Raw genomic sequence first — 20,614 nt, 5'->3', positions numbered from 1 at the left:
ACGGAGGCTTCCAAAGGTCTGCTCAACACGCTTGGTAACCGTGTGTGGAGTGCAATAGTACAAGCAGGCTTGACTGTGAGACCGACGGGTCGAGCAGGTGGGAAACCAGGGTATAGTGATCCGGTGGTTCTGTATGGAAGGGCCATCGCTCAAAGGATAAAAGGTACGCCGGGGATAACAGGCTGATCTCCCCCAAGAGCTCACATCGACGGGGAGGTTTGGCACCTCGATGTCGGCTCGTCACATCCTGGGGCTGGAGAAGGTCCCAAGGGTTCGGCTGTTCGCCGATTAAAGTGGCACGCGAGCTGGGTTCAGAACGTCGTGAGACAGTTCGGTCCCTATCTGTGGTGGGCGTAGGAAGATTGACGGGGGCTGCCTTTAGTACGAGAGGACCGAGGTGGACCCACCGCTGGTGAACCGGTTGTCACGCCAGTGGCATGGCCGGGTAGCTATGTGGGGAATAGATAAGCGCTGAAAGCATCTAAGTGCGAAACTAGCCCGAAGATGAATCTTCCACATAAGGGTCGTTGTAGACTACGACGTTGATAGGCTGCAGGTGTACGTGTAGAAATACATTCAGCTGAGCAGTACTAATTACCCAACAGCTTGCACATTACACTTCTTATTTTTCTCTTCTACTTCCAATATGACATGAAATGAGCCTATAAGTTTATTAGTTCATGAGTCAATGAGTAAAGAATACTCATAAACTTTAAACTCATAGACTTTAAACTCTAACTCAAAGATATTGTTGCTAATAACCAACAAAGACCTTGTTGGTGGCTATTGGCCTGGTGTTCACCTCTTCCCATCCCGAACAGAGAAGTTAAGCCCAGAACCGCCGATGATACTTGGATCAAACCTGGTAAAGTAGGTAGCCGCCACAATACCATTATACTAAGACCATCTCACAAGGATGGTCTTTTTTTGTGTTTACCTCTTTCCACTCGCCCGCGAGCCCGGCCCGGACAGAGAAGTTAAGCGGGGCTGCCTAAGCCGGGGGCGCCCAGCCAGCGTGGCCCGACCCAGAACCGCCGATGATACTTGGACTGGGCGTCCCCGATCAAACCTGGTGAAGTAGGTCGGGCCGCGTAGGTAGCCGCCACAATACCATCTCAAAAACCGTCTCATAAGAATGGTCTTTTTTTGTATGTTTAAAGCTTATCAGAGTCTCATAGTCGATTCTCTTACAATTAGCTCTGTAGGGAGGATCAGTTCCTGAATAGGGAAACTGCTCTTTTGAATATGTCTGATAAGTAGTTCGCAACTCTTTTTCCCGATTTCGTAGGCGGGTTCCGCAATGGTTGTGAGCGTTGGAGAGATGATTTCTGAAATGGGATCATTAGTGAATCCAATAATCCCGATGTCTTTTCCAACTATAACTCCCCTTTTTCTAAGCTCCAACATTGCGCCTATGGCTTTGCGGTCATTTACGGCAAAGATAGCGTCGGGCAATTCTTCATTTGTCGAAAATAGTTGATCCAGGTCTTTTTCACCATCTGCTCGGCTAAATCCTGAGTGTATAATCCCAAATGAAGTAAGGTTATGCTTTTCAAGAGTGTCATGATAACCACGAAGCCGATTTTGTGTTAAGCCAAGTCCCGACGGTCCGGTGATGTGGGCAATTTTTTTATAGCCACATTTTATCAGATGTTCGGTTGCTATGCGGGCACCCTGATAGTCATCTTGAACCACTTTGGAGGTAAGGATGGAACTCGCGGCCCGATCAAAGAAGACCATTGGCAGGCCATCATCAATAAGCTCCTGAAAATGGCCCAAATCGTCAGTTTCGGAACTTATACAGGCCAAAATACCATCAATGCTTGTGAGTGACAATTCCCGGACAATTTTCGTTTCCCATTCAGCGGAGTCATTAGTGAGATGTAAAATGATGTTATACCTCTTTTCAAGGGCGAATTCCTGAATGCCCGTTATAACCGTGGAGAAATAGTAGTTGGTTATCGCCGGAATAATGACTCCGATCTTATGAGTGCTGCTTTTTACCAGGCCCGTTGCATTAAAATTGGGACGATACTTCATAATTGAAGCAGCTTCCAGAACTTGTCTTCTTGTTTCCGGACTCACATCATACGCGTCTCTCATTGCACGTGATACCGTTGCCACGGATATTCCGAGAGCCTTTGCAATGTCTTTAATCGTTGTATATTTTTTAGCCATCAAAATCCCAGTCGTATTTAATCGTAGCGTTTTGTTATCGATAACGTTCTCGCTACTATTTAATGTAAATATGTAGAATGGCGCTATAAAACATTGTAAAATTGTGAATGTAAGATATATATGTTTATGGCATGTAACTTAAAACGTACAATGAAAAAGAGAGAATTCTTGAAAATAGCTGGTTTTAGTGGAATAGGGCTTGCTGGTAACGGTATCGCTGTCAATGCAGGATCAAAAGAACCAATGTCACCAAGTACATCTGCCGATCGTAAGCAATATTTTAATATGAGTGGTTATGCGGCACCTAAAATTGATACAATCAGAATTGGTTATATCGGCTTGGGGAATCGTGGCGGTGGGGCTATTAAAAGAATTGTTCATCTCGAAAATGTACAGGTTAAAGGCGTCGCAGACATTGTTCCTGAGAAGGCAAACAGTGCCAGAAAGCAGCTGGAAGAAGCGGGCCATAGCCCTCAGGTTTATACGGGTTCGGCTGATGCCTGGAAGAGATTGTGCGAAAGCAGCGATGTGGACCTTATATACATTTGCACTCCCTGGAATCTGCACGCGCCTATGGCACTATATGCAATGGAACATGGCAAGCACGTGGCAGTAGAGATCCCAGCGGCGACTACTGTTGACGATTGCTGGAAACTGGTGGAAACTTCTGAAAGAACGAAGAAGCATTGTATGATGCTTGAAAATTGTTGTTACGATTTTTTCGAATTGTTAACACTGAATATGGCCCGTCAAGGCTTTTTCGGGGAAATTGTCCATGTAGAAGGAGCCTATATTCATGATATTTTCGACTCACTTTTTCAAAAGGATAAAAGATATGATCTATGGCGTCTGAAAGAGAATCAACGGAATGGGAATTTGTATCCTACTCATGGATTGGGGCCGGTGGCTCAGATTCTTGATATTAACCGGGGTGACAAAATGGATTATCTGGTTTCGATGGCCAGTAATGATTTTATGCTGGAAGCGAAGGCAAATCAGCTTGCTGCTGACGATATTGCGTTTAAGCAATTTGCCGGTAAGAAGTTCAGAGGAAATATGAATACTACCACTATCAAAACCAGGAAAGGGAAAACTATCATGTTACAGCATGATGTATCTTCGCCCCGCCCCTATTCAAGATTGCATTTGATCAGTGGTACGAAAGGTACTGCTCAGAAATATCCATTGCCTGACAATGGTATGCCAGGCAGAATATCCCATGGACATGAATGGGTGAATGAAAGTGATTTCAAGGCACTCGAAGCGAAGTATCAGCCGGAAATAATTAAAAAAGTAGGAGAACTTGCCAAGAAAGTTGGTGGGCACGGAGGAATGGATTTTCTGATGGACTGGCGATTAATCGACTGTTTGAGAAACGGACTACCGCTGGATCAGGACGTTTATGATGCAGCTTCATGGAGCGTTATTTCACCACTGAGTGAATGGTCGGTCGCTAACAAATCTAACTCCATTGACATTCCGGACTTTACAAATGGTTCATGGAAGAACAATGTACCCGTTGACATCGCATTGAAAGCAGGTGGGAATACAGGAGTCAAGTCATAGTTTCTCGTTAGATACGAGATTTTGTTTCAGTTTTGATTAAAAATTTGTAGTAAATGAAAGTAGTAATTTCAGGTACCAGCGCGGAACTAGGCCGTGAGGCTGGACGCTACGCAGGAACATTGATACGAAATGTGATCAGTGAAAAAGGAGAAGCAAACATTATCCTTGCCACAGGAACAAGCCAGTTTGAAACCATCAATCAACTGATCGCGGAAGAAGGGATCGAATGGTCGAAGGTTACGATGTTCCATTTGGATGAGTATATTGGTCTACCGTTATCGCATCCTGCCAGTTTCAGGAAATATTTAAAAGAGCGTTTCCTTGCCAAAGTACCTCAGTTGAAAGCCAGTTATCTGATCAATGGAGAAAATGATCTTGTGACTGAAACAGCTCATTTAGGAAAAATTATCAGCGAGCACCCGATTGATGTTGCACTCGTAGGTGTTGGCGAAAACGGGCATTTGGCCTTTAATGATCCTCCTGCGGATTTTGACACCGAGGAACCGTATCTGGTAGTGAATCTGGATGAACCCTGCCGCAAGCAGCAGATGGGTGAAGGATGGTTCGCTTCATTGGACGAAGTTCCTTTGCAAGCGATAAGTATGTCTGTGAGGCAAATCATGAAATCAGCTCATATTATTTGTTCTGTACCTGACGCCAGAAAGGCACTAGCGGTAAAAAATAGTCTCGAAAATCAGGTTAGCAACCAGTTTCCGGCAAGCATCCTGCAATTGCATCCAAGCTGTACTTTTTTTCTTGATAAAAATTCAGCCCAATTTCTACCTGAGCAAACATTACAGAATGAGAACTATTCAAAGTGAGCAACGGGAATATCGCGAGATTGGAATGCTAACAGGTAAAAAACAGTAACTGAGGTACTTCTATTAAAAATAAAAAGGAGAAATCATGGAAGCCACACCTGCAACTGTTCAACCTGAGATCAAAGAATTATACAAGCCTTCAAGACTGGCATCCATCGATGCATTGCGTGGGTTTGATATGCTCATGATTTCGGGAGGCGGAGCATTCATTTTCCTTTTGGGAGGGAAAACTGGTATCTCGTTTATCGATGCGGTTTCAGCACAATTTGAGCATCCTGAATGGAATGGCTTTACCTTTTTTGATTTTATTTTCCCGTTATTTCTATTTCTCGCGGGTACTTCGCTCACATTCAGTATTTCCGGAGGATTGGCGAAAGGAATGCCGCCGGGGGAGATACGGAGCAAGATTTTCAAAAGAATGCTGATCCTGATTGCACTGGGTATTCTGGACAAGAATGCTCCTATGGACATTTTTGATCCGGCTCACATTCGCTATGGCAGCGTTTTGGGTCGAATAGGACTTGCTACCTTCATTGCGGCGCTGCTTTATATGAAATTCAACTGGACGCAAAGGCTCTACATTGGGATAGGCATTCTGGTATTATACTACCTTGCTTTGATCCTGATTCCCGTCCCTGGATTTGGGTCAGGAGATCTTTCTTTTGAAGGAAATCTGGTCGGCTGGATCGATAGAAATTTTATGCCAGGTAAATTGAAACAGGGTACCTACGACGAGCTGGCTCTTATTACTCAATTCCCAGCCCTTTGCCTGACCATTTTCGGTACACTTGCCGGCGATATTCTGATGAGAACTATTTCTTCAGGCGACAAACTCAAACGATTGTTGGCCCTGGGACTCACCGGAATTATAGCCGGATTGTTCTGGAATGCGCTTATTCCAATTAATAAACATCTGTGGTCCAGTTCATTCATTATGCTTACAAGCGGAATGGCCTTTACCATCCTATCGATTTTTTATTGGATCATTGATGTAAAGGGATTCAATAAATGGGCTTTTTTCTTTCGGGTAATTGGTATGAATTCATTGGTTATTTATCTGGCGGTCAGGTTCGTGGATTTTAATGCGTCTTCAAAATTACTTTTTGAAGGAATTTATAAGCATTCTCCGGATAAGTGGCATGAAGTGTTCAATGCATTGGGTGGGTTTGTGCTGGTGTGGCTCTTTCTTTATTTCTTATACCGGCACAAGATATTTGTCAAAGTTTAGTTAACCCTATGAAACAGGAGCCTTCAAAAAAAAAGGAAGATCGAATCGCCAGAAGGCAGTTTGTTAAATCTTCTGTCTTTTCAGCATCATTACCGTTTCTGTTTAGAACAGATTTATTGACAGAAGCTTTCTTACCAGATACGAACGTAACAAATATCCCTTCGATGGCATCAGATAAAAGTCTTATAGGAGGTTACGGGCAATGGGCCGCATCGCTGCAACCCAAAGTACCAGCGCTTTCATTCAGAAATAGTAAGTGGACAAATCAGGCTTCCTGGCAAAAGGAAGCAATAAGCAAGACGACAGAATTGATTTCGAGCCCGCCCAAAACGGCTGCTCCAAAAGTTACTGTTGAAAGAAAGTATGTTTACGATGGCCTGGAAATAGAAGAAATAACCTGGCAGCTGCCTTATGGAAGGCCTACCAGAGCGGTGGTATTGAAACCACAAGGCGTTACCAAGCCGTTGCCAGCCATTCTTGGGCTACACGACCACGCAGGAAAGAAATATTTTGGATACCGGAAAATCGTCAAAACTTCGGACGATCAGCATCCCCTTTTAAAAGAACATCAGGTCACCGATTATGGCGGAAAAGCTTGGGCGAATGAGATCGCAAAAAAGGGATATGTGGTACTTGTCCATGATACTTTTGCTTTTGGCAGTCGCAGGGTGTTTTTTGAAGATGTGAAAGGTTTGGACTGGGGCGGGGTCAATACGGCTGGTAAAAGTGATGCCGATCCCGAGAAAGCTGAGAATATTGAAACGTATAACAGCTGGTCGTCGGAACATGAGCACGTGATGAGCAAATCATTGTTCAGTGCGGGTACTACCTGGCCAGGGGTGTTTTTGTCAGAAGATCAGACTGCGCTGGATATTCTAAGCAGTAGAAAAGATGTTGATCCTAAACGTATAGGCTGTGGCGGCCTCTCCGGTGGTGGCTTACGGACTGTTTATCTGGCGGGTATGGATCCGAGGATCAAATGCGCTGTTTGTGTAGGCTTTATGACGACCTGGACGGATTTAATTCTGAACAAATCCTTTAATCATACCTGGATGACCTACACACCATTGCTTCCAAAATACCTTGACTTTCCGGAGATTTTAGGTCTCAGGGTTCCTTTGCCAACATTGGTTCAGAATAATAACCAAGACGAGCTTTATACTTTGGAAGAAATGAAAAAGGCAGATGCTGTTTTGGGAGAAGTATATAAAAAGGCAAATGCTTCAGATAAATATGCGGCCAAATTTTACGACGGTCCGCACAAATTTGACGAGGCAATGCAGAAAGATGCCTTTGAATGGTTTGACAAATGGCTCTGATCAAAAGATTACCGTAACATTTCGGGAGAGATATTTTCCGTATTTTTTGGCTTCTGTTTCTATGGATTTCTTTTTCGCAAGATTCAGTTTCCCAAATGGTATTATCTCAATTTGTACGGTGTCTTTCTTCAAAACGCGTTTCCAGGTTCCGCCCACTTTACCATTGATGACGATTGTGGGCATAAACATGCCATTATTACCTGGAACAATTTTGGGAGAATGCGCAACATTGAGGATTACGGAGCGATCCGTGTATCCCAGCATATACTCATCAAAACCGGGTAGGAGATAAGCCAGATTGGGTTTTGGAGACTCGGCTGTTTCGGCAGCAAACCAGTAGGTTTTACCACCTAAATCGAAACTTTCCAGTTGTGAAGAAACCTGGTTCAGACCTTCGCGGGCGTCCGAAAGTTTTAGCCCGGACCACCATTCAAAATCTTTGATCGTCGCAGGACCATGACCTTTGAAATAGCGCAATGCAAGTTCAGCCAGTGCTTCTTTCCCTTCAAGGTCTTTGGAAACCGCTATCCATTCATCAAATAGTGCGTAAGTAGGTTGCTTTTCATTATGCATGCCATGGCAAAGGACCTGTTTTTGCGCCAGATAATTAATGATGTGGATACCACGTTGGCCGGTAGTGGCGATTCCATTATTTTCCAGTAACTGATAGACCTCATTTCGCATCAGTTGCTTTCCGCCTTCCATGGCTTTAAGCAGCAAATCCATGCTTTTGTTAAAAACGGTATCATCCAGTTCCAGTTGCCTGTTACGACCTGCCGAGCCGCTGATAATGCGCGGGGTGAGCAATCTCAACATCCAGCGAGCATCCTCAGAAGCTACAAAATGTAGCGTTCCCCGCATTGGCCAGGTACGGACAATAGACTTGTCGGCAATGGCTTTATCAATGTCAGACTCTTTGAAACCCGGTAAACGTAAACCTAAGGACCATTTGGCGCCCAGATAATCCTGCGCCTGGATCGCCCCCAGCCACGAAACTACCTGAGCGGGAGTTTTGAGCCTGGTGTCAGAAATGAGCTGGTTTTGCAGCCGTCGCGTCGTGATATCGTCAATGTTCATGGATTAAGATATATTTCTGCCCAGCGTAAATCTTCCGGGGTTGTGATCTTAATGTTTTCATAGGCCCCATCGATCATTTGAATGGGATGGCCGGCCGATTCCAGTACGCTTGCACAGTCCGTGAATACTTCCTGGTAAGATTGCGAGAAAGCAGCGCGCATCCAATCCAGCCGAAAAGTTTGAGGAGTTTGGATCAGCCTGAACTTTGTTCGGTCCTCAGCTTTGTTGCTTGTTGCGGTTTCCACGGACCGGATGGAATCTTTAAGAGGAACACTTACTACCGCTGTTCCGTATCTGGCTGCTTTTTCAAAACTGTCCGCAATGATTTCTTTGCTGATAATGGGGCGAACACCATCGTGGACAGCGACTAGGCCGGCTTGGCTATCAATGCTTTCCAAACCATTTTTAACGGAATGAAACCTTGTTTCCCCACCAGGAATCAGACTATATTTTTCTGTAAAAGAATGCTCATAACAGAGCTGATACCAATATTCAAACTGATCTTCGGGGAGTACAACAATGATATTTAGGTTTTCCGAATAAGCTCTGAAAGCTTTGATCGTGTACATCAGAATGGGCTGATGCTTAATGAGCAGGAATTGTTTGGGAATGTCGCATTTCATTCGACTTCCGCTTCCACCGGCGACAATAATTGCGTATTCCTGCATATATCAACGGATTATTAAAAAAATGGTCATTTACGCATCAGGATATAAACCCTTGACCATAAATGACCGGAATCTTGTTTTGCGCGAATGCTAGATGATCAGCATTGCGTCACCGTATGTGAAAAATTTATATTTCTCTTTGATAGCAAGCTCGTATGCTTTCATAACCAGATCAAATCCTCCGAACGCACATGCCGACATCAACAGAATTGATTCAGGAAGCTGAAAATTCGACAAAAGCGCATTGGCAATTTTGAAATCGTAAGGAGGGAAAACGAATTTGTCCGTCCAGCCTTCAACAGCTTTCAAATGCCCGCTTGCAGAAACAGAAGATTCAACCGCTTTCAAAGAAGTAGTACCAACTGCACAAATGCGTTTTTTCGAGTCAATTGCGGCATTTACAATGTCGGCACTTCCTTGTGTGATCCTGTAATTCTCAGAATCTGTTTTGTGTTTTGTCAAATCTTCGACATCCACAGTACGGAAGGTACCCAGGCCTACATGCAAAGTAACCGGTGCAAAATTGACGCCTTTTATTTCAAGACGTTTCATAATCGCTTTGGTAAAGTGCATACCAGCCGTTGGAGCTGCTACTGCGCCGATATGTTCAGCGAAAATTGTCTGAAAACGTTCACGGTCAGCAGTTTCTACTTTACGGCGTGAAATGATTTCGGGAGGAAGCGGAGTTTCGCCCAACTCGTCTACCAATTTCATAAACGCGTCATTGTCTCCATCGTAAAGGAAACGGATCGTACGTCCACGTGAAGTAGTGTTATCGATTACCTCAGCAACCAGGTCACTATCTCCGAAATACAGCTTGTTTCCAACTCTTATTTTACGTGCAGGATCAACCAACACGTCCCAAAGCCGCATTTCACGGTTGAGTTCTCTCAAAAGGAATACTTCGATTTTAGCGCCGGTCTTTTCTTTTTGTCCGTATAAACGGGCTGGAAAAACCTTAGTGTCGTTAATGGCCATTACATCACCGTCGTCAAAATAATTGATCAGATCGGCGAATGTTTTATGTTCAATTTCTCCTGTTTTTCTGTGAACAACCATTAGGCGGGACTCGCCGCGGTCTGAAGGATGAAGTGCAATTAAACTTTGGGGAAGATCAAACTTAAATTCGGATAGCTTCATAGCTGGATAATCAGTGAATATCTTTAGTCGTAGGACAATATGTCAATCTGCAAGTCACTCTAATGAAAGAAAATGTAATACCAGGAATACTTGCATACGGGTTCCAAATTCTGTAATTTTTATATAATTGACATTACAAAAAATTAAGACCGCAAAAGTATGAAATTTTTCCTGAAAATCCAATAGTGCCGACGGGTTTTACTGCCCATGAAACCTGCGGTTTTTCCATTTCGACGCATTTTCTGCTATTGGCTCATTCAGAACGGGTTCTATTTCTTTTTTATTCTTTGTTAACATCGCTGAAATGACAGCTGCCAGCTGAATCTCGTCTTCATTTGCATTGTTTTTTAACTTTTCAGGATCAAAATAGCTGGCCACGAAATTGGTATCAAACCTCCCGGATGTAAATTCCTCATGATTCATTACAAACCGGCAAAAAGGAAGGGTAGTTTGAACACCTGAAATATGGTATTCGTCAATGGCACGGACCATTTTGGCGATAGCCTCCTCTCTGTTTTGACCATAGGTAATGAGCTTCGCGATCATGGGATCATAATATATAGGTATGTCCATGCCCTGTTCAAAGCCATCGTCGACCCTCACGCCATTCCCATCAGGCTTTACATAAGTATGCAATGTTCCTACATCTGGTAAAAAGTTATTGGTAGCATCCTCTGCGTATACCCTTATTTCAATGGCGTGGCCATTGATAGCCAGGTCGTCTTGCTGAATTTCCAGCGCATTGCCCTCTGCGATCAGGATCATTTGCTTCACCAGGTCTATGCCTGTAATTTGCTCGGTCACCGGATGCTCTACCTGTAATCGGGTATTCATTTCGAGAAAGTAAAAACCCCGGTTTTCGTCCATGATAAATTCCACCGTTCCCGCGCCATAGTAGCCGCACGATCTGGCAACATCGACGGCGCAACGGCCCATTTCCTTCCTGATTTCAGGACTGATGGAGATAGACGGAGCTTCTTCCACTACTTTCTGATGCCGCCGCTGGATCGAGCATTCCCGTTCGAATAAATGAATGATATTGCCGTGGTGATCTCCCAGAACTTGTATTTCAATGTGTTTTGGAGAAGAAATGTACTTTTCAATAAACACAGACCCGTCGCCAAAAGAAGACAATGCTTCACTGACAGCCCGGTCCATTTGTTCATCAAATTCGCGTTCATTGTTCACCACCCGCATTCCTTTTCCACCACCTCCGGCACTTGCCTTGATAAGGATCGGATAGCCTATTGCTCCGGCTATTTCCTTGGCCTGCTGCCGGTCTTCGATCGCTTCCGCAGTACCGGGTACCATCGGGATATTGTAGCGAGAGGCGGCTTGTTTGGCGGCCAGCTTGCTTCCCATTACTTCTATTGCTTCCGGTGATGGACCAATGAAAATAAGCCCTGCATCCTGTACCTTTTTTGCGAAAATAGCATTCTCGGACAGAAACCCATATCCGGGATGTATTGCGTCCACACCGAGGTCTTTGCATACCTGAAGAATCTTCGGCATATTCAGATAAGATTCTGACGAAGGCGCTGGGCCAATGCATACTGCCTCATCAGCATAGCGGACGTGTGGCGACTTCCGATCGGCTTCGCTGAAAACGGCTACCGTCGCAATATTCATCTCCCTGGCGGTACGCATAATACGCAAAGCAATTTCCCCGCGGTTCGCGACGAGTATTTTTTTGATTAAAGACATGAAATAAAATCCTGATTAGTGGTACACTGTCCAAATGATGTCCGATAGTAAAAGTGCTAATTTTATTATTTTACTAACTTACAACCAGGGGCAAGGGTAGGATTGTATTAAAGTAAGCTTATTTTTTTTAATTTTGCATTTATCTAACATTTATAACATTGGTTACCCAACATTAAATAAAAGAGAGTGGATATTTTCGAGAAATTGCGCAACAACTCAGGCCCGATCGGGACTCCTGCCAAAATGCTGAATAGTCATCACTATTTTTCTTTTCCTATGCTGGAAGGAGAGTTGGGGCCGCGCATGAGATTTATGGGTCGTGAGGTGTTGAATTGGAGCCTTAATAATTATCTGGGGTTAGCCAATCATCCGGAAATAAGACAAGTTGACGCTGAAGCTGCGGCGAAATGGGGACTGGCCTATCCAATGGGAGCCCGCATGATGTCAGGGAACTCTACTTTGCATGAGACATTTGAAAAGGAACTGGCGGAATTTGTCGGTAAAAAAGACGCCTTTTTGTTGAATTATGGCTATCAGGGAGTGATGTCGGCCATTGAGTGTCTTTGCGACCACCGCGATGTGATTGTTTATGATGCTGAGTCTCACGCATGTCTGATTGATGGTATCCGTCTGCACAAAGCCAAATTAGGGGAGTATTACAAGTTTAACCATAATGATATGGCTAGCCTTGAAAAGAACCTGATCCGCGCGACCAAGCTTGCCAATGAAAAGGGTGGAGGTGTACTGGTTATTACCGAAGGTGTTTTTGGTATGTCAGGTAAGGTGGGTGATCTGAAGGCGATTGTCGAATTAAAGAAAAAATATGAGTTCCGGTTATTAGTGGACGACGCACACGGTTTTGGGACGATGGGCGAAACAGGTGCGGGAGTTGGTGAGCTATTGGGCGTTCAGAAAGAGGTGGATCTTTATTTCTCCACTTTCGCGAAGTCAATGGCTGCTATTGGAGCATTCATTGCCTCCGATGATCCCGAGATCATCATGTTCCTAAAATATAATATGCGCTCTCAAACCTACGCAAAGGCTCTTCCGATGCCGTACGTAGAAGGATGCCGCAAACGTCTTGAGATGATCAAGACTATGCCGGAACTTCGCTCTAAGCTTTGGGAAAATGTAAAAGCAATGCAGGATGGTTTGCGCGGACGTGGATTTAACATCGGCGAAACCGAATCTCCAGTGACGCCTGTTTTCCTACATAGCGAGGGTGGTGTACCGGAAGTTACCCGCATGGTGCGCGATCTACGCGAGAACATGGGCGTTTTCTGTTCGATCGTTGTATATCCGGTCGTGCCTAAGGGGCAGATCATGTTAAGGATCATTCCGACAGCTTCTCATACATTGGAAGATGTAGAATATACATTGAATGCATTTACTACTTTGGCTGAAAAGTTGAAGAATCGTGTGTACCAGGCAGAGGATGTACAGGAAGAGGTAGAATAGCAATAATCGGCATTATGTGCTTTCAGAGGGCTTTTTCTAAAAAAGCCCTCTTTTTTTGCTTTCTTAATAACAAATTAAATTATTGTTAAATGTTTGATAATCAGTATTTTATGTATTTGCAAATAATTAATTGCATTTTAGGAGTGTTTTTTTTTGTTTTTTCGGTTGCGTAAATGCTTTTAATTACTAAATTTCGGTCAAAACATGCGTTTTTGGCGTGTTTGAGGCATTTTTAAACTAAAAAACTGATAACAAAAATGGCAAGATTTGATGAAGTTAAAGATTTGATCCTTTCGCTAGAAGGCGATTTCGATAAGTTTTATGCAAAAGGTAACCAAGCAGCTGGTACGCGTGTTCGCAAAGGCATGCAGGACCTTAAAACGTTGGCTCAGGATATTCGTGCGGAAGTTCAGAATAAGAAGAACACAGGCGAATAATTCAGAAGCACACAGAAAATTTTCGAGCCCGGGTTACATAACCCGGGCTTATTCTTTAGAATTTCGCCTGGTTTATCATCGTTGCTACTCCCCTGGTAACCACTTTTTTTGTAGTCACATCCACAACCTCAGTTGAAATTTCAGCAATGTGCTTATCCGGATTAATTGACTGGATCTTGAAGACGGCTTTGTAATCGGTCTCTACGAACATGGGCCTCAAAAATTCGAGCGTTTGTTTCAGATATATAGAGCCGAAACCCGGAAACTGGGTACCCAACACTTTGGTGAAAATCGTCGCTCCCAGCATTCCATGAATGATCGGCCTTTTAAAAGATGTGGTTGCAGCGTACTCCGCATCGAGGTGAATAGGATTATTATCTCCCGTCAGGTCTGCAAAACGTTGTACTTCTTCCTGCGTAATTTTGAATGGTTCCTCAAATGAGGCACCGATAACCGGTTCGATATGCATAGCAAAATGGATTACTGTTACTGATTGTCAAAATTCGCTGAATTATATGATTGATACAAACCTGCCGGAATGGTCGGCTTTATAAACAAAGAAAGCCGACCTTTCGGACGGCTTCCAAGTTACAATATCTATATCTGATTATTCTTCGGTTTCTTCGGCCAGAACTGTAACGCCTTCTTCTTCCACAACCGCCCCATCAATCGTTTTGGGCGCTCTGGCGTTGTTACGCTTGTCTTTAAATTTTTTAACCTGCATTTTGAGTGTATCTACTGCTAAGTCAGTCGCTTCTTCAAATGTCGTCCCCTGTTCTCTCACAAACATGGTTCCCCCGGGAACATAAAGTTTAACTTCCAAAAGTTTAGTATGTAACTTGGCACTATCACTTTTATCGAGCTTAAGGAATACCTCCCCACTGGTAATACGGTCATAAAACGTATCTAGTTTATCTAATTTTTGTTGAATGAAAACCAACAACTTGGGATCGGCATCAAAATGAATTGCTTGCATTTGCAGTCTCATAAGCACTTTGTTTTAAGGTAAAACATATTTCCACCCGTCTCTCACAATATTTATGCCGGAAGTTTTGTTCAGTTTCGAATTCATTAAAATTCCAATAATTTGACGCCCGCTTCCGCTAAATCAATGTTAACGGTATATTAAATAACAGTAAATATTAAGTTAATGTCAAGTAAAAGGACTTGTTTTTACAGATATTTCTTTTGACCTAAAACAAAGGGAAAAAGGCATTATGCCTCCTCCAAAAGTGTCCTGAAGGAAACATATTGGCCATTAAAAAGAGCATGGTGCCGTTCCAGAAATGGATCCTGATGGTGAGTCTGGTAAGCCAGAAAATCCTCCATTGTCCTGAATGTAAACTGGCTCGTGTAGGTGGCTCCCTCGTTTTCGATTTCAGTGAGCAGGCGAAGCAGCCGACAGTCCATTACTGCGCTAATCAACAGTATTTCAGGAATGTGGATAGTTTTCATATAATGAAGCCAGTCCTTTTCAGCTTCATAACTGATATTGATCGTGATGTTATAGATGATCATGGATTTAAAATTTATTGACGCTTGATCCGGCAAATATCCGGTTTAATCTCGATTGGGCGTTACATTTGCATACTTATTCACCATAAACAGTTTTAAGCATGAATATTCTTCTACGTGCCCATTCGGGCCTTCGTTACGTGGTATTAGGATTATTAATTGCAGCCATAGTCGCAGCTTACTCCAACTGGCAACAAGCTAAACAGGGAGACAGCAAAATTTATCTTTTCGCACTCATTGCTACTCACACCCAACTTTTGATAGGGCTGATACTTTATTTTATGAGCCCAAAAGTGAACTTTGACCTCATCAGCGAGAAAGTGTTCCGTTTTTATTCCATCGAACACGTGTTCATGATGATCATTGCCATTGTACTGATCACATTGGGAAGGGTTCGCTCGAAAAAATTGAGCGGGGCCGACAAGCACAGAACGGTTTTGTTCTTTTACGCTTTGGCTCTGGTTATTATTCTCGTGGCTATACCCTGGCCTTTCAGAAACCTGGGATCAGGGTGGTTCTAAGTTGGCTTTCGGCTATCAGCAGTCTGCCGTCGGCTTTCAGTATTTAATTGACAGCCGACGACTGACTGCCGATAGCCAGTTTGGATAGCCGAAGGCCGATTGCCGAAAGCCTATCCAAACAACTCACTCGAAAGATAGCGATCGCCGCGGTCGCAGATGATGCAAACAATCACTCCTTCTTTCAATTCTTTGGCAAGTTCAATGGCTGCCCAGGTTGCCCCGCCGCTGCTCATTCCCGCAAAAACGGCTTCTTCTTTTGCCAGTTTACGGGTCATCAGTACTGCATTGTCCTGAGTCACCTCCATAACCCTGTCCACGCGGGCACGTTCAAATATTTTTGGTAAGTATTCAACAGGCCATTTCCTGATCCCCGGAATGCTCGAACCGTCGGTAGGTTGGCAGCCCACAATCTGTATGCCGTCGTTTTGTTCTTTCAAATACCGGGAAACACCCATAATGGTGCCTGTGGTGCCCATTGATGACACAAAATGGGTGATCTGCTGATCAGTATCTCTCCATATTTCGGGACCGGTAGTGTTGTAATGCGCTCTCCAGTTGTCAGGATTTGCAAACTGGTTCAGCATAAAATAGCTGTTATCTGCCGCCTTTTCTTCCGAGAGATCCCTGGCGCTCTCCATCGTTTCAGTCAGTACTACTTTGGCACCGAAAGCTTCCATGGTCAGTACCCGCTCTCTAGTAGAGCTTTGGGGCATGATGAGTTCTATTTCAAGATCGAAGAGGCGTGCGATCATGGCCAGTGCGATACCGGTATTACCGCTGGTAGCCTCCACCAATTTCATTCCGGGTTTAATTTCACCCCTGTCCAGGGCACCTTTAATCATACTATATGCAGCCCTGTCCTTTACGCTTCCTCCCGGATTGTTACCTTCCAGCTTTCCGAAAATTCTTACATTAGGATTGGGATTTATTCTTTTTAGTTCAACAAGGGGTGTATTACCGACCAGTTCAAGAAGTGAGGACATTGGATTAGTTATTCGTGGTGTTTACTATAACAATTTAAAATCGCTATAGTTTTCTGATGCTACTTGGTGGCTTGAAAAAATTCGCGTGTACCGAGCAAATACAACGGAAGAGATGATGAATGATCACCTCCTGCAATTGGTATAAGTTCAACATTAGTCGCACCGGCAGCTTTCATTGCTTTGTAAGCGTTTTCGGAATTGAAATAAAATACCAGTTTGTCATTATCACCATGGTACAATCTCGTAGGCGTTTTGGGTTTCCAGTTGTACACATCATTGTCTCCGATCGCGTCAATAAATCCTTTGTCGGTACCATCATTCAGATCTTTTTTGAATGAATCATTGAGTATCGTGTTGAAACTCTGGTTAATGGTCACATTGGCCCCAGAAGTGGCGATCCGCGACGTATAAGGTTCTTTGAAATAATAACTGGCGGGACGGTTAAGTTTGTAAATGCGGTCATAAGTAAGCATTACCCACAGATACAATGTGTTATAAGAGGAAATGCCATGCGTGGGGGAATTGATAACATACTCCATAAAAGCAGTTTTGTCATAAGCACCTGCGCCACAGCTTGATGCACGCAAATCAAACTCTGAAGAAGCCTCCTCTTCAATTTTCTTTTGGAGAGACATTGTGGCATATCCTCCCTCGGAATAACCTGCGACATAAAGTTTGTTGTCCCATTTCACACCACTCTGATCTCTCAAAAACTCCTTTGCTGCCCGCAACATATCCAACGAAGCCGATGCAAGGCTCGCCCTGTGCTCGTAAGGGTGGGGAAGGTCTTTAGATGCTCCGTAACCAATATAATCCGGGTAGGCAATGATATAACCCATAGACCCAAATAGCGAACCGAAAGAAGCGGCTTCGCTATTATCACTAAAATTGGAAGGCGCAGAAGAATCGTCACGAATGGTCCCGTGCTGTACGCTGATCATGGAAACGGGCTGATCAGTAACGGGAAGTATCAATGCGCCGGAAGCCGTGATTTCTACTCCATCTGTATTTTTTGTTTTGTAAGTCAGCTTGTACACTTTCACGTCGTTCTTAACATAACCTGAGACGAACGGAGCCAGAGAACTAACCTGTTGTATAATCTTGTCTTTGGAAAGCTCCGTGATGACATTGCTTTCTTCCAGATACTGATTTTCCTCAACAGGCGGGACCGGATTATTGTCGGTCTTACAGGCATTGAGTAACAGGAGACTCCCGAAAAGAAGAAGGGTATATTTTCTGAAAAAGGCCAGGGAAGTAAATTTTTGCATATTTAGTGTAAACAGGTCAGCTTTCAATAATACATAACGAAAGCTGACCTGTTTTTGATGACAAGATTGAGTTTTTTCTGACTTAAATTTTGCCCATGTACCAGGTGATCATCCGTGCCGTCGCATCCGGTCGTTCGACCATGCCCAAATGGCCTGCTTCGGCCAGAATGAATGGATAGCTTTGTTTCGGGAATTCGGAAAGGCTGATGAGGCTTTCGAAAGGTATTAGCTTGTCCTGCATACCAATGATAAACAATATTGGGAAGGGCATTGAGTGAAGGACGTGCGTTCTGTCGGGACGGTTACGCATGGCAACTATACCCGCTATGAGTGCGTCAGCAGGTAATTTTCCGAAATAGCTGATATGTTCTTTGATCCTCTCTGGATAGAGTTCTTTGTATCGCTCGCCAAAAAGGTTACCTGCGGTATTTTTAATGAATGTTTCGGCCCCGTGATTTTTCAGCAGCTCGATCATCTGGTTTCGCTGATGTTTTTTTGCTTCGTCGTCGGCATAAGCTGTGGAATGGAATAGCGCGAAACCTTCCAGCATTCCCGGATATTTTTCAGCGAAAGCGAGTGCAATGTAGCCGCCCATGGAGTGGCCTATCAGCGTGCATTTGTGGATATTAGCGTTGGTGATAAAGCGATGAAGTTCATCGGCATAATCTTCTACGGACTGGCAGAATGTGAAGAGCGAAATGTTCGGCCTTACTATTGTAAAATACTCATTTAGTACTGCGTCGAGATTGTCCCAAATCGTATCATCTATGCCATGTCCGTGTAATAATACCAAAGTTTTCCGGTGTAGATTCATATATTCTGGCTTTCAAGGTTGAGAACTTGTTCGCCTAAATATACATAAACCTAATTCCAGATTGCCCTTATTTGGCAACTTTCGCCATTTCTTCTTCCCGGAGTGCGCGTCGGAGTATCTTCCCTACATTGGTCTTAGGCAGCTCCTTGCGGAACTCGATTTTCCGAGGACATTTGTAGCCTGTGAGGTTTTCTTTGCAAAAAGCTTTTACTATTTCTTCGGTGAGTTCGGGGTCTTTTTTGACCACAAATATCTTTACCAACTCTCCTGATTTTTCGTCCGGCACGCCCACACACGCCACCTCCATTACACCAGGACATTGTGCTACCACGTCCTCTATTTCGTTCGGATATACATTAAATCCTGATACGAGGATCATGTCTTTTTTGCGGTCAACGATCTTGAAAAAACCATCAGGGTCTTCAATTCCGATATCTCCCGTTTTAAACCACCGGCCGCTTTCATCTTCCAGTATCACTTTCGCAGTTTCGTCCGGTCGATTGTAGTAGCCCAGCATAATTTGCGGACCTTTTGCACATATTTCGCCTCTCTCACCAGGTGTAGCCCAGGTTTCATCATCCCTCAAAATACGCATTTCGGTACTTGGGAAAGGCAAGCCTATAGTGCCTGGTTTGTGATGTCCGTCCAGCGGGTTTACAGACAAAACGGGAGAAGTCTCGGATAATCCATATCCTTCCACCAGTGGGCAGCCAGTAGCTTTTTCCCAGCGCTCCGCCACGATTTTTTGCAACGCCATTCCGCCTGCAATGGTGATTTTGAGATCCGTGAAATCGACTGTGGCAAAATCAGGATTGTTCAACAGGCCATTGAAAAGTGTATTCAGGCCGGGAAAAATATTGAAGCGGTGTTTTTTTAACTCTTTTACAAAAGCCGGGATATCCTTAGGATTGGTGATCATGACATTCAATGCGCCCCATTTGATCCCGCACAATCCATTGATCGTCATTGCAAAAACGTGGTATAACGGTAATGCGGCAATTAATGTAAGCTGCCCGGTTGTTTCTGATTTCCTCATTTTGGACATCAGCCATTCATTAATACCCTCCACATTAGCGATCAGGTTTCGGTGGTTGAGCATGGCACCTTTCGATACGCCGGTTGTTCCGCCGGTATATTGTATAAATGCAGTATCCAGGCCGGAGACATTTGGTCGCTTATAGGTAACGCCGGAACCAATGGACAGCGCGGTCGAGAAGCTGACAGCGTTTTTGATATGGTATTCCGGTACCATTTTCTTGATGTACTTCACTACCGCGTTCACAATGAGCTTTTTAGGGAAGCCCAGCAAATCGCCGATCTCCGTAATGATCACATGCTGAATATTGGTATTTTCAATGATCTTTTCGAGGTTAACAGCAAAATTGGCGAGGATCAGTATGGCTTTCGCCCCGGAGTCTTTAAACTGGTGCTGCATTTCACGCGGAGTGTACAGCGGATTGGTGTTAACAATCACCAGCCCGGCACGCAGAGCACCCATCATTGCCACCGGATATTGCAGCATATTGGGCATTTGTAATGCAATGCGGTCGCCCTGGTTCAGTCCGATACTTTGCAGATAAGCCGCAAAATTTCTCGATAGCTCATCCAATCTGCCAAAAGTCATCTCCTTACCCATGTTGACATACGCAGCCTTTTCAGCATTGTCCCTGAAACTGATTTCCATCATTTCAAGCAGCGAAACGTATGCGTCGGGATTTATTTCATATGGAATGCCTTCCGGGTAATTTTTCAGCCAGGGATAGGTATCCTTTGAGATCGCAATCATAGTGTAAGAGACAAGGGTGTGGATTTATTGCATTCTGAAAATTAAGGTAATCAATTAAGCCAAAACTTTATTAATCCAGTGCAATTATTTTTTAATTACTAAGATCCGTTACAATAGGACTAATGTTCCAC

Annotated in this window: 19 protein-coding genes and 2 rRNA genes (1 of these 21 running past the window's edge); 9 read left to right on the top strand and 12 right to left on the bottom strand. The window is 44.0% G+C overall.

The features are described from left to right. Both ON006_RS22020 and rrf read left to right on the top strand, forming a co-directional pair. Positions 1–614 (top strand): 23S ribosomal RNA (locus tag ON006_RS22020); it begins 2,206 nt to the left of the window's first position. A 161-nt stretch (positions 615–775) separates the two neighbouring features. Beyond that, positions 776–887: ribosomal RNA gene (gene rrf / locus ON006_RS22015) — 5S ribosomal RNA — on the top strand. A gap of 277 nt (positions 888–1,164) precedes the next feature. Here rrf and ON006_RS22010 read toward each other — a convergent pair. Further along, on the bottom strand, positions 1,165–2,178 hold the full coding sequence (locus ON006_RS22010; RefSeq protein WP_244824868.1) for a LacI family DNA-binding transcriptional regulator: 1,014 nt from the start codon (positions 2,176–2,178) through the stop codon (positions 1,165–1,167). A gap of 150 nt (positions 2,179–2,328) precedes the next feature. Between ON006_RS22010 and ON006_RS22005 the strand changes: the two genes are divergently transcribed. The 4 genes from ON006_RS22005 (at position 2,329) to ON006_RS21990 (ending at position 7,112) form a co-directional block, all read left to right on the top strand. Next, the gene (locus tag ON006_RS22005) at positions 2,329–3,744 is read left to right on the top strand and encodes a Gfo/Idh/MocA family protein (RefSeq protein ID WP_244824870.1); all 1,416 of its coding nucleotides are present in this window, start codon (positions 2,329–2,331) and stop codon (positions 3,742–3,744) included. Positions 3,745–3,797: 53 nt separating this feature from the next. Beyond that, positions 3,798–4,565 carry a glucosamine-6-phosphate deaminase gene (locus tag ON006_RS22000; protein ID WP_244824872.1) on the top strand — a complete coding sequence of 256 codons (768 nt, stop codon included), beginning with the start codon at positions 3,798–3,800 and terminating at the stop codon, positions 4,563–4,565. An 85-nt stretch (positions 4,566–4,650) separates the two neighbouring features. Then, the gene (locus ON006_RS21995) at positions 4,651–5,793 is read left to right on the top strand and encodes an acyltransferase family protein (RefSeq protein WP_244824874.1); all 1,143 of its coding nucleotides are present in this window, start codon (positions 4,651–4,653) and stop codon (positions 5,791–5,793) included. A 164-nt stretch (positions 5,794–5,957) separates the two neighbouring features. Then, positions 5,958–7,112 (top strand): prolyl oligopeptidase family serine peptidase, encoded by a 1,155-nt coding sequence (locus tag ON006_RS21990; RefSeq protein WP_244824876.1) that lies wholly within the window; start codon positions 5,958–5,960, stop codon positions 7,110–7,112. On the opposite strand, the gene ON006_RS21985 is transcribed toward ON006_RS21990, so the two are convergent. The 4 genes from ON006_RS21985 to accC form a co-directional block, all read right to left on the bottom strand. After that, on the bottom strand, positions 7,113–8,189 hold the full coding sequence (locus ON006_RS21985; protein ID WP_244824878.1) for a winged helix DNA-binding domain-containing protein: 1,077 nt from the start codon (positions 8,187–8,189) through the stop codon (positions 7,113–7,115). It abuts the gene before it with no gap. Next, positions 8,186–8,857, bottom strand: a complete 672-nt coding sequence (locus ON006_RS21980) for a 2-C-methyl-D-erythritol 4-phosphate cytidylyltransferase (RefSeq protein ID WP_244824880.1) — start codon at positions 8,855–8,857, stop codon at positions 8,186–8,188. The genes ON006_RS21985 and ON006_RS21980 overlap by 4 nt, the downstream gene beginning before the upstream one ends. A 90-nt stretch (positions 8,858–8,947) precedes the next feature. Continuing rightward, complete coding sequence (queA, locus tag ON006_RS21975; RefSeq protein WP_244824882.1) at positions 8,948–9,997, bottom strand: tRNA preQ1(34) S-adenosylmethionine ribosyltransferase-isomerase QueA; 1,050 nt, start codon at positions 9,995–9,997, stop codon at positions 8,948–8,950. Positions 9,998–10,195: 198 nt separating this feature from the next. After that, on the bottom strand, positions 10,196–11,701 hold the full coding sequence (gene accC, locus ON006_RS21970; RefSeq protein WP_244824884.1) for an acetyl-CoA carboxylase biotin carboxylase subunit: 1,506 nt from the start codon (positions 11,699–11,701) through the stop codon (positions 10,196–10,198). A 186-nt stretch (positions 11,702–11,887) separates the two neighbouring features. Here accC and ON006_RS21965 point away from each other — a divergent pair, with 186 nt between their 5' ends. Together ON006_RS21965 and ON006_RS21960 are read left to right on the top strand one after the other, a co-directional pair. Further along, the gene (locus ON006_RS21965; protein ID WP_244824891.1) at positions 11,888–13,159 is read left to right on the top strand and encodes an aminotransferase class I/II-fold pyridoxal phosphate-dependent enzyme; all 1,272 of its coding nucleotides are present in this window, start codon (positions 11,888–11,890) and stop codon (positions 13,157–13,159) included. Positions 13,160–13,416: 257 nt separating this feature from the next. Next, positions 13,417–13,596: a BF3379 family histone-like protein gene (locus ON006_RS21960; protein ID WP_244824893.1), complete on the top strand. Its 180-nt coding sequence runs from the start codon at positions 13,417–13,419 to the stop codon at positions 13,594–13,596. Between the two features lie 55 nt (positions 13,597–13,651). Here ON006_RS21960 and ON006_RS21955 read toward each other — a convergent pair whose 3' ends face one another. The 3 genes from ON006_RS21955 to ON006_RS21945 form a co-directional block, all read right to left on the bottom strand. Next, positions 13,652–14,065 (bottom strand): MaoC family dehydratase, encoded by a 414-nt coding sequence (locus tag ON006_RS21955; RefSeq protein ID WP_244824895.1) that lies wholly within the window; start codon positions 14,063–14,065, stop codon positions 13,652–13,654. A gap of 138 nt (positions 14,066–14,203) precedes the next feature. Next, positions 14,204–14,584: an HPF/RaiA family ribosome-associated protein gene (locus ON006_RS21950; protein ID WP_244824897.1), complete on the bottom strand. Its 381-nt coding sequence runs from the start codon at positions 14,582–14,584 to the stop codon at positions 14,204–14,206. 227 nt (positions 14,585–14,811) lie between these two features. After that, entirely contained in the window at positions 14,812–15,114 is a 303-nt protein-coding gene (locus tag ON006_RS21945) for a DUF4286 family protein (protein ID WP_244824898.1), read from the bottom strand. A gap of 98 nt (positions 15,115–15,212) precedes the next feature. Between ON006_RS21945 and ON006_RS21940 the strand changes: the two genes are divergently transcribed. Continuing rightward, positions 15,213–15,632 (top strand): cytochrome B, encoded by a 420-nt coding sequence (locus ON006_RS21940; protein ID WP_244824900.1) that lies wholly within the window; start codon positions 15,213–15,215, stop codon positions 15,630–15,632. A gap of 110 nt (positions 15,633–15,742) precedes the next feature. Here the strand turns inward: ON006_RS21940 and cysM are convergent, their stop codons facing one another. The 4 genes from cysM to ON006_RS21920 form a co-directional block, all read right to left on the bottom strand. Beyond that, on the bottom strand, positions 15,743–16,615 hold the full coding sequence (gene cysM / locus ON006_RS21935) for a cysteine synthase CysM (RefSeq protein WP_244824902.1): 873 nt from the start codon (positions 16,613–16,615) through the stop codon (positions 15,743–15,745). A gap of 59 nt (positions 16,616–16,674) precedes the next feature. Beyond that, positions 16,675–17,883: an alpha/beta hydrolase family protein gene (locus ON006_RS21930; RefSeq protein ID WP_244824903.1), complete on the bottom strand. Its 1,209-nt coding sequence runs from the start codon at positions 17,881–17,883 to the stop codon at positions 16,675–16,677. A gap of 82 nt (positions 17,884–17,965) precedes the next feature. Next, positions 17,966–18,697 carry an alpha/beta fold hydrolase gene (locus ON006_RS21925; protein WP_244824905.1) on the bottom strand — a complete coding sequence of 244 codons (732 nt, stop codon included), beginning with the start codon at positions 18,695–18,697 and terminating at the stop codon, positions 17,966–17,968. A 67-nt stretch (positions 18,698–18,764) separates the two neighbouring features. Further along, the gene (locus ON006_RS21920) at positions 18,765–20,483 is read right to left on the bottom strand and encodes an AMP-binding protein (protein ID WP_244824907.1); all 1,719 of its coding nucleotides are present in this window, start codon (positions 20,481–20,483) and stop codon (positions 18,765–18,767) included. Positions 20,484–20,614: the final 131 nt, after the last annotated feature.

It is taken from the genome of Dyadobacter pollutisoli (assembly GCF_026625565.1).
GTDB lineage: Bacteria > Bacteroidota > Bacteroidia > Cytophagales > Spirosomataceae > Dyadobacter > Dyadobacter pollutisoli.
Note: the sequence above shows the minus strand (reverse complement) of the source record. Positions and strands in the feature narration are given on the sequence as shown.

Bases quoted from the DNA above. Each gene is read 5' to 3' on its own strand.
- ON006_RS22010 (WP_244824868.1), bottom strand. From the start codon at position 2,178: ATGGCTAAAAAATATACAACGATTAAAGACATTGCAAAGGCTCTCGGA.
- ON006_RS22005 (WP_244824870.1), top strand. From the start codon at position 2,329: ATGAAAAAGAGAGAATTCTTGAAAATAGCTGGTTTTAGTGGAATAGGG.
- ON006_RS22000 (WP_244824872.1), top strand. From the start codon at position 3,798: ATGAAAGTAGTAATTTCAGGTACCAGCGCGGAACTAGGCCGTGAGGCT.
- ON006_RS21995 (WP_244824874.1), top strand. From the start codon at position 4,651: ATGGAAGCCACACCTGCAACTGTTCAACCTGAGATCAAAGAATTATAC.
- ON006_RS21990 (WP_244824876.1), top strand. From the start codon at position 5,958: ATGGCATCAGATAAAAGTCTTATAGGAGGTTACGGGCAATGGGCCGCA.
- ON006_RS21985 (WP_244824878.1), bottom strand. From the start codon at position 8,189: ATGAACATTGACGATATCACGACGCGACGGCTGCAAAACCAGCTCATT.
- ON006_RS21980 (WP_244824880.1), bottom strand. From the start codon at position 8,857: ATGCAGGAATACGCAATTATTGTCGCCGGTGGAAGCGGAAGTCGAATG.
- queA (WP_244824882.1), bottom strand. From the start codon at position 9,997: ATGAAGCTATCCGAATTTAAGTTTGATCTTCCCCAAAGTTTAATTGCA.
- accC (WP_244824884.1), bottom strand. From the start codon at position 11,701: ATGTCTTTAATCAAAAAAATACTCGTCGCGAACCGCGGGGAAATTGCT.
- ON006_RS21960 (WP_244824893.1), top strand. From the start codon at position 13,417: ATGGCAAGATTTGATGAAGTTAAAGATTTGATCCTTTCGCTAGAAGGC.
- ON006_RS21955 (WP_244824895.1), bottom strand. From the start codon at position 14,065: ATGCATATCGAACCGGTTATCGGTGCCTCATTTGAGGAACCATTCAAA.
- ON006_RS21950 (WP_244824897.1), bottom strand. From the start codon at position 14,584: ATGAGACTGCAAATGCAAGCAATTCATTTTGATGCCGATCCCAAGTTG.
- ON006_RS21945 (WP_244824898.1), bottom strand. From the start codon at position 15,114: ATGATCATCTATAACATCACGATCAATATCAGTTATGAAGCTGAAAAG.
- ON006_RS21940 (WP_244824900.1), top strand. From the start codon at position 15,213: ATGAATATTCTTCTACGTGCCCATTCGGGCCTTCGTTACGTGGTATTA.
- cysM (WP_244824902.1), bottom strand. From the start codon at position 16,615: ATGTCCTCACTTCTTGAACTGGTCGGTAATACACCCCTTGTTGAACTA.
- ON006_RS21930 (WP_244824903.1), bottom strand. From the start codon at position 17,883: ATGCAAAAATTTACTTCCCTGGCCTTTTTCAGAAAATATACCCTTCTT.
- ON006_RS21925 (WP_244824905.1), bottom strand. From the start codon at position 18,697: ATGAATCTACACCGGAAAACTTTGGTATTATTACACGGACATGGCATA.
- ON006_RS21920 (WP_244824907.1), bottom strand. From the start codon at position 20,483: ATGATTGCGATCTCAAAGGATACCTATCCCTGGCTGAAAAATTACCCG.